General features: G+C 55.1%; 12 protein-coding genes and 2 pseudogenes. 7 read left to right on the top strand and 7 right to left on the bottom strand.

Translation table 11 applies throughout. From position 1 onward, the window contains the following. The first annotated feature begins 26 nt into the window (after positions 1–26). The gene (locus tag G9463_RS04555) at positions 27–314 is read left to right on the top strand and encodes an amphi-Trp domain-containing protein (protein ID WP_049987556.1); all 288 of its coding nucleotides are present in this window, start codon (positions 27–29) and stop codon (positions 312–314) included. Between the two features lie 47 nt (positions 315–361). Here the strand turns inward: G9463_RS04555 and G9463_RS04550 are convergent, their stop codons facing one another. Continuing rightward, a complete protein-coding gene (locus tag G9463_RS04550; protein WP_049987555.1) occupies positions 362–1,426 on the bottom strand; it encodes a CNNM domain-containing protein in 1,065 nt (354 codons plus the stop codon). A gap of 221 nt (positions 1,427–1,647) precedes the next feature. On the opposite strand from G9463_RS04550, the gene G9463_RS04545 reads away from it, so the two are divergent. Together G9463_RS04545 and G9463_RS04540 are read left to right on the top strand one after the other, a co-directional pair. Beyond that, complete coding sequence (locus tag G9463_RS04545; RefSeq protein WP_231554321.1) at positions 1,648–2,976, top strand: hemolysin family protein; 1,329 nt, start codon at positions 1,648–1,650, stop codon at positions 2,974–2,976. Positions 2,977–3,043: 67 nt separating this feature from the next. Further along, positions 3,044–3,577, top strand: coding sequence for a YqaA family protein (locus G9463_RS04540; protein WP_240149935.1), 534 nt, complete (start codon positions 3,044–3,046; stop codon positions 3,575–3,577). A gap of 238 nt (positions 3,578–3,815) precedes the next feature. On the opposite strand, the gene G9463_RS04535 is transcribed toward G9463_RS04540, so the two are convergent. After that, a complete protein-coding gene (locus G9463_RS04535) occupies positions 3,816–4,685 on the bottom strand; it encodes a universal stress protein (RefSeq protein WP_049987553.1) in 870 nt (289 codons plus the stop codon). A gap of 74 nt (positions 4,686–4,759) precedes the next feature. Between G9463_RS04535 and G9463_RS24455 the strand changes: the two are divergent. Next, a pseudogene (locus G9463_RS24455) lies at positions 4,760–5,211 on the top strand (transposase); the annotation flags it as partial. Between the two features lie 330 nt (positions 5,212–5,541). On the opposite strand, the gene G9463_RS04525 reads toward G9463_RS24455, so the two are convergent. From G9463_RS04525 to G9463_RS04515, 3 genes are all read right to left on the bottom strand, one after another. Further along, complete coding sequence (locus tag G9463_RS04525) at positions 5,542–5,982, bottom strand: hypothetical protein (protein ID WP_193569536.1); 441 nt, start codon at positions 5,980–5,982, stop codon at positions 5,542–5,544. 14 nt (positions 5,983–5,996) lie between these two features. Continuing rightward, positions 5,997–6,908, bottom strand: coding sequence for a ParA family protein (locus tag G9463_RS04520; protein ID WP_165896079.1), 912 nt, complete (start codon positions 6,906–6,908; stop codon positions 5,997–5,999). Between the two features lie 453 nt (positions 6,909–7,361). Further along, the gene (locus tag G9463_RS04515; protein ID WP_165896078.1) at positions 7,362–8,669 is read right to left on the bottom strand and encodes a site-specific integrase; all 1,308 of its coding nucleotides are present in this window, start codon (positions 8,667–8,669) and stop codon (positions 7,362–7,364) included. Positions 8,670–9,277: 608 nt separating this feature from the next. On the opposite strand from G9463_RS04515, the gene G9463_RS04510 reads away from it, so the two are divergent. Both G9463_RS04510 and G9463_RS04505 read left to right on the top strand, forming a co-directional pair. Continuing rightward, complete coding sequence (locus G9463_RS04510) at positions 9,278–10,126, top strand: nucleotidyltransferase (protein WP_205254216.1); 849 nt, start codon at positions 9,278–9,280, stop codon at positions 10,124–10,126. A 49-nt stretch (positions 10,127–10,175) separates the two neighbouring features. Further along, the gene (locus tag G9463_RS04505) at positions 10,176–10,724 is read left to right on the top strand and encodes a hypothetical protein (protein WP_370457892.1); all 549 of its coding nucleotides are present in this window, start codon (positions 10,176–10,178) and stop codon (positions 10,722–10,724) included. Between the two features lie 4 nt (positions 10,725–10,728). Here G9463_RS04505 and G9463_RS04500 read toward each other — a convergent pair whose 3' ends face one another. Together G9463_RS04500 and G9463_RS04495 are read right to left on the bottom strand one after the other, a co-directional pair. Continuing rightward, a complete protein-coding gene (locus tag G9463_RS04500; protein ID WP_165896075.1) occupies positions 10,729–11,376 on the bottom strand; it encodes a hypothetical protein in 648 nt (215 codons plus the stop codon). Between the two features lie 5 nt (positions 11,377–11,381). Further along, entirely contained in the window at positions 11,382–12,278 is an 897-nt protein-coding gene (locus tag G9463_RS04495) for a hypothetical protein (protein ID WP_240149934.1), read from the bottom strand. Between the two features lie 92 nt (positions 12,279–12,370). Between G9463_RS04495 and G9463_RS24450 the strand changes: the two are divergent. Then, a pseudogene (locus G9463_RS24450) lies at positions 12,371–14,308 on the top strand (PD-(D/E)XK nuclease family protein); the annotation flags it as partial. Positions 14,309–14,434: the final 126 nt, after the last annotated feature.

The following is a 14,434-nucleotide window of genomic DNA, read 5'->3' as shown; positions in this document are numbered from 1 at the left end:
CGAGCAGGAAATGTAGAGCGTGGTGTATGCCCGAAGAAGTGCTGTTCAAATCCGAAAGCGCCCAGAGCCGGGACGAAATCGCGTCGTACCTCCGGAGCGTCGCCGAAAAGCTCGAACAGGGAGGTCCGATCACCCTGAAATCGGGGGCAGAGTCCGTCACGATGGATCCTCCAGCACGGCCGACATTCGAAGTGAAAGCCGAACGCGAAGGACCGACTGATGGCCCTGGAGAATTGAGCATCGAGTTCGAACTTGAATGGGACGAGAACAGTAAGGGCGGCGAGGGCAACTCTGGGAGTCTCGAGATCGAGTAGGTACGGCAAGGAGGTTCTAACGACCTTCACATCTCCGTTATATCAGTTCAGGTCGACACCTGCTGGTCGAGCGGGTCTTCGAGTTCGCCCATTACCGTTTCCAGAGCGTCGGTTGCGGTGAGGAGTCCCACGACGTCACCATCTTCGAGGACGAGCGCGAGTTCCTGGTCCTCGGCCTGGAACTGATCGAATGCATCGCTGACGTTCGTTTCCGCCGCGAGTGTCATTGGAGGGGCCGCGATCTCTTTGAAGGAGATGTCGCTGTCTACGAGATCCTCATAGTGGTCGATGATCGACGGTGCGTACACGATTCCGTGGAAGTCGGTCAGCTCCTCACCAACTAGTGGAAATCGGGTGTGTGGCGTGTTTCGGATGCAATCAAAGTTCTCGTCGACTGAGCGGGTGGTTGAGAGGGAGATAATGTCGTCTGCTGGAACCATAATCTCGCTGATCGAGAGTTCGTCGATGTCGAGTGCGCCAAGGACTTCGTCGCGGCGCTCCTCCGGAAGTTCGCCCTCTTCGAGAAGCGAGTGCAGGCGATTGCGGAGCTGGGCTCGTGATTCGAGGACCTCTTCTTCGGTTTCGAGCCACGCACCGGTCATCTCGACGCCGAACAGCTTGAGCGTGGCCTTGGCGATCCAGTCGCCGAATGTAATGAGCGGAGAGATAAGCCAATTGAACCAGTACAGAGGTGTGGCCCCGTACCGACACACCATCCGGGAGCGTTCAACGCCGAGATACGTCGGTGTCTGCTCGCCGTGGGTGAGATGCAGGAGATTGATGATCGCAAAGGCGATGATCGCACCTGCACCGATGGACGCCAGTGCGGTATTGGCAAAGTACGGTTCGAAGAGCGCGGCGAGAGCCGGCTCGGCTACGATCCCGACTGCGATACTGGAGGCCGTAATACCAACCTGGCACGTGGTCAGATAGATCTCCAGATTATTCGTCATCTCCCAGGCCCGTTCGAGAGTCGGATTTCCGTCGACGAATTCCGCTTCACTAAATTGACGCGCTCGTGTCAACGCGAACTCGATCGCTACGAAAAAGCCGTTGGTCAGTATGAGGAGAACGCCAGCAACTAGGCGGAGCGTCAGCTCAAGCGGGGTCATTACCCCACGCTACTGGATCAGGTGGTATATAAGCACAGGAATCTCGGCGAAATTCGGTGATTGAAACTAATGGCACCCTCTCACGTTTGATCCATCAGAAGGGCTATACCAGCTTGTTAAACAATGAGCAACGTAGGTATATGGTAGCGTCACTCGACACAGCCCACTTCGATATTGGATTCTATGCTCTCCAGGCCACTTCCAGAAATCTCTACTCCGAGATGTCGATCACGCTCATTGGAAGTGTGGTTCTCTTCGTGCTCCTCGTCCTCTCTGCGTTCTTTTCGTCCTCGGAAATTGCGTTGTTCTCGCTTGCCAAGCACCGCATTGATGCACTGGTCGAAAAAGGCAGCCCTGGTGCCATCACGGTTGCCGATCTGAAGTCGAACCCCCACCGACTACTTGTGACAATTCTCGTGGGCAACAATCTGGTCAACATCGCGATGTCCTCGATATCGACCGCCATCGTCGGCTTCTACTTCGACCCGGGGCCTGCGGTGCTCATCTCAACGTTCGGGATTACGGCAATCGTCCTGCTTTTTGGCGAAAGCGCCCCGAAATCCTACGCTGTCGAGAACACCGAATCGTGGGCGCTCCGGATCGCACGCCCGCTCAAACTCGCCGAGTACATCTTGTTCCCACTCGTCATCGTGTTCGATTACCTCACACGGCTCGTCAATCGCGTGACGGGCGGACGAGCGGCAATCGAGGACTCGTACGTGACTCGCGATGAGATCCAGGAGATGATTCGGACGGGCGAGCGCGAGGGCGTCATCGACGAAGATGAACGAGAGATGTTTCAGCGTATCTTCCGCTTCCGAAACACGATTGCCAAGGAGGTCATGACTCCACGGTTGGACATCACTGGAATCGAGAAGACGGAGACGCTCCACGATGCGATCACCAAGTGTCTCGAAAGCGGGCACAGGCGACTCCCTGTCTACGCAGAAACGCTCGACAACATCGTCGGAACTGCAGACATACACGAACTGACCCGGGCACAGCAGCGTGGCACTCCCGGAGAGACGCTCGTTGGCGACCTCGAACTACTGGACCCGCCCCAGCATATGCCTGAGAGTAAGTCCGTCGACGAACTGCTCGAAGAGATGCAGACGTCGCGAACGCAGATGGCGGTGGTCATCGACGAGTTCGGGACGACGGAGGGACTCGTGACGGTCGAAGACCTCACGGAGGAGATTGTCGGTGAAATCCTCGAAGGCCGGGAACAAGCCCCGATTACGGAACTCGACGACACGACGGCGCTCGTGCGTGGAGACGTCGACATTGGCGAGGTCAACGAGACGCTCGAACTAGAACTGCCGGATGGGGAAGAGTTCGAGACGATCGCGGGACTCCTGTTTAATCGGGCGGGCAGGTTAGTCGAGCAGGGAGAAACGTTCGACTGTGATGAGGTTCGACTACGGGTCGAATCAGTTGACCAGACCCGCATAACGCAAGTTCGGATTCAAACGGGAGAGGTGGACACCCAATCGCGTGGCGGAACCGAATCCCGAGAAAAACTGTCCGTCGAGCGTTCGACCGGTGAGTAACCAGATGTATCCATCACTCACCGTTGTGAACCGATTTTCCGCGAATCCGCGCCCACTCTACATCTCATTGAGTGAGGTTACAACCGTACTGCTGGAGTACGGCCACGCCGCCATTGATAGCGCGACGGGCTGGCCGGGATTGGGGATTATTTTCGTCTATTCGTTTTTGATTGCATTCGCGCTTCCCGGCCCAAGCGAGGTTGTGCTTGCGGCACCACTCGATCTCGGGCTACCCCTCTGGACTCGGTTGGGTGTCATCATGGGCGTAAGCGCGACGGGAAAGGCCGTTGGTAGTCTCGTTGCGTTTCACCTCGGTCAGGAGGTGAAACACGCGGGGCCCGTCGTTCGGTGGTTACGTCGCTCTCGGTTCGACATTCTCGAGTGGTCGGAACGGCGGACGATGACGCTCGCTCGGCAGTACGGATACGGTGGCTTAGCGCTCGCGCTGTGTGTACCCTTCTTCCCGGATACGCTGTCGATCTACGCGTTTTCGATCCTCGAAGAAGATTATGTGAAGTTCGCAATCGCGACGTTCGTCGGTAGTCTTGGCCGACTTGTCGTCACGATCGGCTTCTTTGGCGGAGTTATCACCATCATCTAAGACGGATCTTTACGCGAATCGTCACGACTGGGAGACGTGAGCGACTGACGGCTACACCAGGTGGGAGAATATGGTTCATCGGTAGCCGACGGGGTGAGAACGAGCTGGAGCCTTCCATCGAGTGACCCCCAACGAACAGGGCATACTATACAATTGCTCAGCTGTGGCTTTGGCGACGCAAAAAATCACGATCGCTGAGACGATGCCCGGTGACGACTATACAACTGAAGGCCGTGGGTTACGATTCCCTAGCGACCGTAATGACAGGTACCGGTGCAGACCGCGCTGTCTTCTCCGCGACGCTGCCGAGGAGGATTCGATCCGTCCCACGTCGCCCAGTGGTCCCCATCACGACGGCGTCAATGTCATTCGAGTCGATGCATTCGAGGATTTCCTCCGCAGGATCCCCGTGTTCGATGTGCGTGACGGTGTTCCGGACACCATACGAGTCTGCTTCCGATACCAGGTCATCGACAGCGTCGGTCGCGGCCTGTTCACCGTCCGATTCAGAGGCTGCTGAGCGGACGTCTAACCCGAGTGAGGCATCGTCCACGACCGACAGTGCGTGAACGGTCGCATCAACCGCCGCCGCGAGCGAGAGCCCGTGTTCAGCGGCATGTACCGCCCCAGTGCTTCCGTCCGTTGGAATGAGGATATTCTCATACGGAAACGCCAGTCGTTCGTCGGGTTGCATCCGTGCCGTCAGGACCGGGATCGAAGACAGACGGATGACTTTCTCGGTGACACTGCCGATGATGTAGCGAGAGAGTCCCTCGCGACCGTGCGTTGGCATTACGATCAGGTCATAGTCGTATCGCTCTGCGTACTCGGCAATCGTCGGTGCTGGGTTCCCCTGGACGACGTCCGTGTCGTAGTCAACACCTCGGGCTGTTAGTGCATCCGCCGCTTCCTCGACCGTGGTTTCGCCTTGTTGTGCGAGTGCGTCGACGGTTCGTCCCTCAACGACAGTCACGGAGTCGCGCGTCGTGTCTGCGACGAAGAGGACGTGAACCGTGGCGTCTACCCAGTCTGCGATGTCAGCGGCGTGCTCAAGGATGGCTGATGCACCGTCGCTCCCATCGTACGGGAAGAGAATGTCCTCGTACATAGTCCAGTACCGAGGGCTATGATGGGACATCGCTAATGGTTTTGCATCAACTGACCCCCCGAGACGTCATAGGGATCACCAGCTCCGAACGCGAGGTGATCGAGCGGATGGACGAGGACGACCAGGAGGTGGCTGTTGAGCCGGCCTCCGTCTATGTTGACGTGGGATCACATTCGATGCGGTTCCTGTACGTCCCATTGACGAGTGGCGAGGGGACGACCGTGTTCGCGACGAATCTCCGAGTTGGCCCCGACGAGGCCGAGACGTTCTGTCGGCGGTATAGTCGCCGCTGGCAGATCGAGAACGAGTACAAGTCCATCAAGGGTGATTTTTGACGAAGACGTCCTCGAAGGACTACCGCGTCCGCTTGTTCTACTTCGTGTTCGCGGTGGTGCTCTACAACATCTGGAGGCTTACCGACTTCCTGCTGAAAGCGGGCGTCGACGGCGAGGTGGACTACGCACCCGTCTTGACCGCGGGTGAGTGTGTGGAACTGATCGCGTCAGCGTTGATTCCGCCTGACTGAGGGCCTTTGATCCCGTCGGGAGTGCTTGCGCAAGAGTGGCGACGCTCTCCGAAACCACCAGATTCCCACGAAATTTTGTAAGAGTGGCAGATTCCGGAGGCGTCCGATGCTGGAATGACCCAGCTACCGCGACAGTCACGGAGGACAAGCCAAAATCTGGAAGAAAATAACGTATCCTCCGAAACTGTGGACCTTCCCACCAACGACCCGATCGTATAGTGAATGACGATTCATTTTGGCATTCAAAAGAACAGGAGAAGGTCGATTCTGAGATCCTCGTTCGAAGCCGGGGCCATCCTCATAACATTCCAGTTTCTGTGAATCAGTGATTCACTGATCGGCGTCTTCCTTGGCGAGTTCGCGAATCTTCTCCTTCGTTTCCTCCTGGTGCTCGCCAAACGCTACCTCGAAAACACCGCGGTAGAAGTGCTTGTTTTTCTCCAGCGTGATGTCCTCGCGTTTGAGCTGCTTTTTCAGGCGAGTGAACGTGATCTCGATGTCCTCGCTTTGCTCCGGTTCAACGTATATCGTGGCTGAATCCCAATCTTCGCGGATGTTCAGTGGTTCGTCATCTGTCTCTCCTGCCTCACTGGTCGACGAATCAGTATCGGTCGTGGATGCGGTTCTCTGCTGATCTGATCGATCCTCGGTTGCTGCCGCAGTTTCACGACCCTGTTCTTCCGATTCCTCCGACGTCTCTGTGGTCTCCTCGTCTGCGACCGCGTCCTCCTCATCCACCTCGTCTGAGGGATCCTCGAACCGCTCGTCCATTCCCCGGGGCATTCTTACGCCTCCACCTGCGTTTTGTCAAACGCTCGTTCCATCGTCTCCGCAACCTCCAGGAAGAGGTCTCGCTCTACTTGTTGGTCGTTCGGGTCTTCCCATTCGAAAATGTCTCGTCCGTTGTCCCACGCGCGCTGAACCGCCACTCGCATCGGGAGTTTGAAAATCGGTGCCATCGACGCGAAGGACTCGTCGAAGGAGCTGAGGAACTTTTGTGACTGCCCGTCGTCCCGGTACATGTTCGCCAGGAGTCCGACGATTGCGATCTCGATCTGCTGGTTGTCCTCGATGGACTCCAGCTGGTCCCACAAGTCGTCAAGTGCATCCCGTGATGTTGCTTGGGTCTGTGCAGCCAGGAAGACGTTCTGAGCCGCGATGAACGCCGCGTCCGTCAGGACTGAGAGGTCAGGGGGGCAGTCGATTAAGATGAAATCGTAGTTGTATCCGTCGTCAACCATCTCTTCGAGGGCGAGCTTCAGCGAGAGACGGGCATTCGCATCGTCCATCCAATCTCGAGCAAGGCCCATGTCCTTGTGACTGGGAATCAAGTCGAAGTTCAGATGGTCGTACTCGTCGGCTTCGATCACGATCTCTGAAAGACTAGTATCGTGCGTGCGCGGATTGTCGACGAGTACGTCGAGCAGGTTCTCGTCATCGGTGACTAGCGTGTTGGGGAGTTCGTTCTTCGGGCTTGATGGATCGTTGTCGTCGCCCGGACCCAGACCAAGCCCTTTCGTCATGTCGGCTTGTGGGTCCATATCGATTGCAAGAACATCGTGGTCGCGAGTGGCCAGCGCCGCGGCACTGTTGATCGTTGCCGTTGTCTTTCCAGTCCCGCCTTTCTGGTTACCGAAGGCGATCGTGGAGATGCCAGTCGATGGTGTGACGCCCCATCCACGAGGTGACTCGGTCATAGTTCGATCATTGAATCAATGACTCATAAATCCATGTCAGACACTCAGTTGTATCTCTTTCAATGCGATTCTGTCGGATATCGGTGTTTGAGGGGCTGAGAGTTATGATCATCTCTTTTTCGAGCACTGTCTTTGAATCATTGACTCACAGATTCAATGATTCACAATGTCGGGATTTCACTGATTCATTGATTCAATAATCTTGTGATGCGGGTCTGGTGTTCCTGAGTCCTCAATTCAATGCTTCAGGCACTCACTGATTCAGTGACTCAATGATTCTATGAGTCGGTGAATTGACTCTCTCCATGATGGCAAATGACGCTATAGATCATGGACTCTTTGATTCTTAACTTCCAGAAATCAATACTTCATTGAATCTGTGACTCTGTGACTCATTGATTCAGTCACCAACCGAGGACAGACATTTGGAATGGCTCGACAGATGGGTTGATGTTACGTTCTCTCTCCGAAGGCTGCGTTAAGTTGGTCTCGCATAAACTCTCGTCGGACTCGACGAGAACGCGAGTCAGACAGGTAATTTTGCATCACTACCTGAGGATCGCTACTACCTTGCTCTGCAGCGATTTCGTCGACACCTTCGAGAACGCCTTCGAGGACTGCTGTATAGGTATCGTACCAGAATCGACGACAGAGCTGTGGACTCGGTCGTTCACCCTCGATCCGCTCGGGGAGATCTGCTTCCAATGCAAGATTTTGGAACCAATTCCGGATTGTATCTCGGGTCACGTACGGCGTTTCTCCCTGAGAGGAGGGGAACAGGTATCCAGTCCACGTATCGTCTTCCGCTAGCTCGTCGATTCGGGAGTCGAGAACGTCCATTCCGTACAGGAGAGACACCTCACCGGGCCCGTTCTTGCGGCTCTTGAACGTGATGAAGGGGATGTCGTCTTTGGGAACGTCACGGTGGAACTGCGATACATGGAGTGCAGCGACCTCACTTGCTCGAAGTCCCCAGCCAGCTAACGCCACCACGAGCAGCTGTTCTCGCGTTGTCTCCGACGCCTGCATCAGTTTCCGAATCTGATTCGCTGAAAGCGAAGGTGTGGGTGAATCTTCGACTTCCCACTTGAATTCGTCGTAGAGGCCGCTCGCAGGGTTCATCGAGGCGACCCGTCGACCGACTAGATGCTGATACCAGGCGTCGACGACGCGCCGCACACGCTGGAGAGTCTGGGCGCTGTATTCGCGTTTAGTTCCCTCATTCAACCAGTCGAATGCTGCATAGCACGCGTCAACGGCTTCGTAGTCTGGATTCTCTTGATCTCGTTGAATTGGTGTAAGGAGGTCATCTGTCCCGTTTGCCTCTCGATAAGCACGGACGTAGAGATTCAGTCGCGTTCGCAGCGCGTCGACGGACGACGTCGCAAGGCTGTATCGTGATTCCCGCCGGTTGAGGAACTGTTCGAGGGCGTCGATTGTTGCATCATCCGTTGTTGCCCATGTGTAGCCCTCTTCATCATCACCGAGCTCGAGGTCCTCGTTCCAGAACTCCCCGAATGAGCGATCGTGATGGCGACGAAGAGCCGCGAGGAATGACCGCGCATCGTGGTCCCGAAACCACTGGTGGGTCGGCTTCTCGCCTCTCGGATCGATACCCTCTGCTTCGAGGCAGGGGGCAATCTCGTCCCAGTACAGGCTCGTGAAGTCCTCGAGCGAGCACGAGGTCCATCGGACACCATCGAAGGATGGCACCCGCTCAGCGTTGGTCTTGCCCTCCTGCTCGGCATCCGATCGACTCATTGTAGCGATCTCTGGGGGACTTGACCGTCCGAAATTGGATTGGTGCAGAATTCGGCTAGAAGCCTTGTCGCGGCCCAGTATGGCGATTCTAAGAGTGGCATATTCGAGTTGTTCAGCATTTCAATCGGATTCCTTATCAGTTTGTGGGTTGGGCAGACCAATTCAGTCTGCTAAACCCACGATAGATTTGGCGATAAAATGCGCCATACGAATAAACCGTATATTGCGATATGGTTCTCCCAAAAATTCCGTCTGGAATCGCGAAGGTGGTATGCATTCTACCTATTCTGAGGAAAACCGTGCCGAGAGGGTTCAATGGGCGTGTTATCACTTTCACTCTGTTTCGCGAGTATTTAACTATCAAGCATCCGTACCAATCTTTGTCTCCCACTAGAACCCACCTGGAGATAGAATACAGATGATTCCAGACGACATTATACACCGCGTGGATGCCGTCATCCGCAGTCGAGTCGTGACTACACCGTACCTATCGAGTTTAATGGGCAGCTGCTAAAATGCCGATTCCTGAAAGCAAATTTAACGACTGGCATAGTACTGGAGCTGACAAGGGATCGGCTGATGCACGGGATAAGACTCGCCGTGCCCTGATGAGCGAACGCTCCCCCCTGGAACAAGCGGACGAAGATTACGAAGTCTATTTGCAGGGCTCATATGCGAACACAACTCACACACGGGGATCGAGCGACGTAGACGTCGTCGCGAAAATCACGTCTGCATGGCGCTCTGATCTGGAGGAGCTCAGTGAGGAAGAGGAGGACCGATACAACGAAGACCACGATGACGCCGATTATGACCACCGTGATTTCTACGATGATGTGCTGACGGCACTCAGGATCAAGTTCGGCCGTTCAGCTGTTACTCCCGGTAATAAGGCAATCAAAATCGACAAGGAGCGGACATCACTACTTGATGTCGACGTTGATGTGGTCGCGTGCGGTGAATACCGTGTCTACCGGACGTATCCCGAAGGCGGCGATGAGGACGCGGAAATCGACAAGGGTATGCACTTCATGCCGCAGAACGGCAACGATCGTGTAATCAACTTCCCTAAGATTCACCGCGAGAACGGACGGGAAATGCACTCGAACTACAAGGAGACCGTCCGTATATTCAAGAACGCACGCTATTACTACAACAACCATTTCGATACTCTTTGGACGATTGATGCTCACTCGTACGGGATCGAGTGTCTCATCTACAACGTTCCAGAGAGTATCCTAAAGCGGGCCAGCCGGTCAGATCGATTCGATGAAACGCTATCGTACTTAGACGATGCGGACTTTTCGACCTTTGATCAGGTTTCCGAAATGGAATCTCTATTTGGCGATAGCAACACGCAGTGGAGTACTGACGAAGCAGACGAACTCATAACCCGTCTCCGAGAAATGTGGGACGACTGGTACAGCAAACGGAAGAATGCACAACTTTTCCACTGACCAACCGAATCGCCATCAGCGATACATCGTAATCGGTATCGCTACGGCAGTGATTTACCTTGGAGGAATCAGCGTTTTTGGTCCTGTACTCGGATTTTCGATGGGCGTTGTCTCATCCGCACTCTACTTCGGTTTCACGAGATATCTCTGGAAGTGGGAGTGGTTACACGATAAGGGTGTGGTCGCTGTTCCGAACTTGAATGGTACATGGGAAGGACATCTGTACACCTCCGTCGACGCGGACCTCATCCCCGACGAGCAGATTGTTGACAATGGACGCCAGATTGAGGGACTGACAAAGCAGGAAACCAGTATCGAGATTAACCAGACCTGGGATAAGATACGTGTTTCATTGGATGGGCCGGAGTCTCCTTCACATAGCCGAGCAGCGACGATCTTGGTCAAAGAAAAAGCCTGGCCGACACTCTCGTATAACTACTGGAATGATGGGAGTACCACCAACGAAGAGCTTGACCCACATTATGGGACTGCTATCTTAGAATACGATGAGCGCGAAGACAAACTCGAAGGAAAGTACTACAACCGCCCTGATCAGCGGGGAACCCATGGGATACTGGAACTGTATAGAGTGAACTGAGCATTCACTCCGATTTCACGAAGTACATTTCTCCGTAGTTCTCACGGCCAGGACCTGTGTAATAGAATCCCTCTAGTACTGTTTCGTCAGAGTCTGTCTTTAAAGCTAAGTCCGCGGTTCCGTAGTGTCTTGTCATCGAAGACGCTGAATCTGGGTCTGGATCGTTCTCATACTGGTAGTTGAGGCTCGGCCAACGCCCATCTTCAGTCAATACGGTTGCGCCAGTACTGTCTGACTCGGAATTGTCGGTCTCCAGGTGGATGCTAATTTTCCGCCATGTCTGAGTGATTCGTAGCGTCGCTGCGACCCGCTGCATTTCCGCGTTCGGGTCGTTCGACGCGTGAAGCGCATCATCCGGAATGACGCCTTCATACGAGGTTTTCACATATCCTGTCCACTCACCGTTGAAATCAGGAACTTTTGACGCTCCTATTGTGCGGGCGATTCTTGTCTTCCAGATGAACCGGCTGAACGTCGCTGTAAGAAGGGTAAATCCCACTCCCCAGGAGATCGTAATGCCCGCGACTGCTGGTATGACTGCACTGAGCGTTGTTGAAAGCCATCCCACGACAAGGGCGGCTGCATAGGCTGCGAATCCAAGAATACCGTATACAGTCGGCCTATTGTCGTTGTCTGTTGAGTAGGTATGCATCGCTACTAATCCTCTTCATAGAAGCGTCTGGCCTCGGTGACGAACGCTCTGGCGTGTTCGACATCCCACTGGGTCGTCTCGTCACCAAACAACGGTTGCATCCCATGCTGTACAGTATAGTCAGGGAATCCTTCTGCGGAGTCGGCTTCGAGTTCGTCGAGTATTCCTTCCACTCGATCGCGAATATCATCCTTTGCGATTGTGGCAGTCTCGACGTTTGAGAGGAGACACTCGATGAAGTATGAGGCGGCGTTTTCTTTCTCAATAGCGCCGTTCTCGGCGAGTGTATTCCTGAAGTTCTTGAAAATACGAATCGTTGGTTTGTAGTTCCCGTTTGTGTATTCGTTGTACCTGGTGCCCATGATTCGATGACGGCGTGGGAAATTGATGATCTTCGTCCCGTCTGGAGTCCAGAATACAATTCCTTTCATGTGGTTTCCTGGCTGGCGTGACCAAAATCGTCGATACTGGAGACAGGGAACGACATCGGCTCCAAGGGGCAACTCATCACTGTCCACTTCGATTGCCTTCTCACCACGTTCGACGTTGCGTGTCCCGTATTGGGCTTGGAGGGTTCGATACACGCCTTCGGCATGCTCCTCGAACATCTGCTGTGGATTTCGATCAGGGGCATGGCTGGCGGCGTGATCAGGGACGTGAGAAAAATCCGCATGGAAGGTGTCTGTCCGAATGACAAGAATGTCTACGTCACCGGAATTGTACACCATGGTCGTGTTCCGGTACGAACCTTGGAGGAGGGTGGCGAATTCTAACCCTTCACTGACACCCTGGAGGCCACCTTCTTCTAGATCATCCCGGAGTTCGCGGTTGGTATCTCGAGCTTCTTCTTGATTTGCAGTTTCTGAATGTGTCCAACGGTTCAGTTTTGCACGAGATATCATCTGTTGTGTAGTCCGATGTGCCTGGTTGTTATCATACTCCCGAATGTCTGCTCAGCGATACATATTTACAATCCACTTGAGTTCGCTAGTCCGTGTCAATTACACGAGCGAAGTCTATCGATTCTCTCTACGAGGAATGCAAGGATTTCGACCTTGTGCTCGTGCCGGATGCGCCGATGGCGAGTGCCCTGAACCGGCGTCTTGACCAACCTCACTTCGGGCCATTCGCGATCACACCACGGCGCCTGGCTGCCCGACGCCGAGAACAGGCCGAGGATCGACTCGCGTTCCTCGAAATCATCGAGACGACTGATCTCAACTGGAAGGAGGCGTCCTATGCGGTCGGGAACATCCTCCAGTGCTGGGAGTATCAGGGGGCAGCTGACGCTGTTCTGGACTGCGAGCAGTTCGCGACGACGGCAACGCACACTGCTGTCGACTGTATCGCAGAGATGGACACGACATCCAAACGTCTCACCGAGTACAGCATCGAAGCCGACACGTCGGTCGCTGTCGTCGGCTTCAAGCAGCTTACCGAACTCGAACGCTCGATCCTTCCCCCAGACTACGAGACGGTCGACCCGTTCACCGAGGAGTCATTCGATCATCCATCCTTCCGCATTCTCGACTCACCGGCCGCAATCGTCGACGCGGTCCTCGATACGGTCACGCCGGAGAACGCCGACGACGTGGCTGTCGTCCTCGATGCAGCTAGCCAATATTCCTCGCTCATTGAATCGGCGTTGGAAGCTGCAGAGATTCCATACTACGGCGGTCCGGGGTTCAATGACGATGCCCATCACCGCGCATTTCTACAGCTCCTTCGAAGTGCCCACGCTGGCCAAGATACGCGAGTAGGCGATGTTCGACCACTCCTCACCCAGCTCGGGATGCCCGTCGACATCGAGCACGACGAGAAGCGTCTCTACGACCTTGACCGCCCGGAAGTAGACTGGCTCCTCGAGTTCCGTGATGAGATTCGTGCCCGCACATTCGAGGAGGCCATCGACGAATACGAAGCAGTCACGGATGCCTCTATCGACCCCTTCAGAGAGGAACTCGCGACGCTCGGCCTCCTTGACGACGCCGTCACCGAACCGGCGGTTGACCGTCTTGAGTTCTACTTGCAGTCGTACGAAGTGCCTGTGGATCGGGAGAACGAAGGTGTCCTATTGGCGGATGCAAAATCGGCTGCTCATGTCGACCGTGCCGTCGTGTTCTATCTCGGCCTCGACGAAGGCTGGACACATTCGTCCCCCCGTCGCCCGTGGGTCGACAGAGACCAGGAGTTCGAGCGCAACATCCGTCAGTTCCAACTCCTCCTGCAGAACGGTGTCGACCAGTACTACCTCGTGCAGGACACTGCCGGTGGGACGCCCGTCACTCCATGCCTGTACTTCGAGGAACTGTTTGACGAGGAGTTCGACCGATTCGGTGACTTGGACTCACTGCAGCATTCACGGGCGTCTCGAACGACACAGGACGGATTCGAAAAAGAACCACTCGATGTCTCTCCCGAGGAAGTCACCGCACTCAGCCAGTCGAGCCTGAACTCCTACGTCAACTCACCCCGCGATTACTTCTTCAGTCGCCTCGTCGACAACCCGGACAAGGACCACTTTAGGGAAGGGAACCTGTTCCACGACTTTGCGGAGTTCTATGTCTCGCATCCGGACGTCATCACGTCTGATACACTCGACGATGTAGCCGCAGTCATTCTCGACGAAGTCGACCCGTTCCTCCGAGGCGTCGACCGGGAAGTCCGACTCACCAAGTACCGCGTCGGCCTCCAGACCATCGTTGAATTCCTCGATGCAAACTCGCCTCACGGTGACGGCCTGGTGACGCCTGACGGTGGTTGGGGAGAGAACTTTTTCGCCGAGTATTACGACCGCCCCATCGATGCGTCGCACACCGAACGCTGGTTCGAGAACACTGATCTCGGGTTGAAGGGTAAGATCGACCTCGTTCACAGCCCGACCCGACTCCTCGACTACAAGAGTGGCACAAAGAAGTCAGCATACTCAATTGGTACGTGTTTACCCCGAGGACTCAACGGCCGGCACAGCCTGATCTCGTGAAATCATCTCGTTGTTCCGGGAGACTCGCTTGAGCTCGTCATATGGATTGCGTCCCTGCTGGCGCCATGTCGCCAG

The sequence above is a fragment of the Haloarcula sp. JP-Z28 genome (genome assembly GCF_011440255.1).
Lineage (GTDB): Archaea > Halobacteriota > Halobacteria > Halobacteriales > Haloarculaceae > Haloarcula > Haloarcula marismortui.
This window is presented reverse-complemented; position numbering and strand designations above follow the sequence as displayed.

Bases quoted from the DNA above. Each gene is read 5' to 3' on its own strand.
- G9463_RS04555 (WP_049987556.1), top strand. From the start codon at position 27: ATGCCCGAAGAAGTGCTGTTCAAATCCGAAAGCGCCCAGAGCCGGGAC.
- G9463_RS04550 (WP_049987555.1), bottom strand. From the start codon at position 1,426: ATGACCCCGCTTGAGCTGACGCTCCGCCTAGTTGCTGGCGTTCTCCTC.
- G9463_RS04545 (WP_231554321.1), top strand. From the start codon at position 1,648: ATGTCGATCACGCTCATTGGAAGTGTGGTTCTCTTCGTGCTCCTCGTC.
- G9463_RS04535 (WP_049987553.1), bottom strand. From the start codon at position 4,685: ATGTACGAGGACATTCTCTTCCCGTACGATGGGAGCGACGGTGCATCA.
- G9463_RS04525 (WP_193569536.1), bottom strand. From the start codon at position 5,982: ATGGACGAGCGGTTCGAGGATCCCTCAGACGAGGTGGATGAGGAGGAC.
- G9463_RS04520 (WP_165896079.1), bottom strand. From the start codon at position 6,908: ATGACCGAGTCACCTCGTGGATGGGGCGTCACACCATCGACTGGCATC.
- G9463_RS04515 (WP_165896078.1), bottom strand. From the start codon at position 8,669: ATGAGTCGATCGGATGCCGAGCAGGAGGGCAAGACCAACGCTGAGCGG.
- G9463_RS04510 (WP_205254216.1), top strand. From the start codon at position 9,278: ATGAGCGAACGCTCCCCCCTGGAACAAGCGGACGAAGATTACGAAGTC.
- G9463_RS04500 (WP_165896075.1), bottom strand. From the start codon at position 11,376: ATGCATACCTACTCAACAGACAACGACAATAGGCCGACTGTATACGGT.
- G9463_RS04495 (WP_240149934.1), bottom strand. From the start codon at position 12,278: ATGATATCTCGTGCAAAACTGAACCGTTGGACACATTCAGAAACTGCA.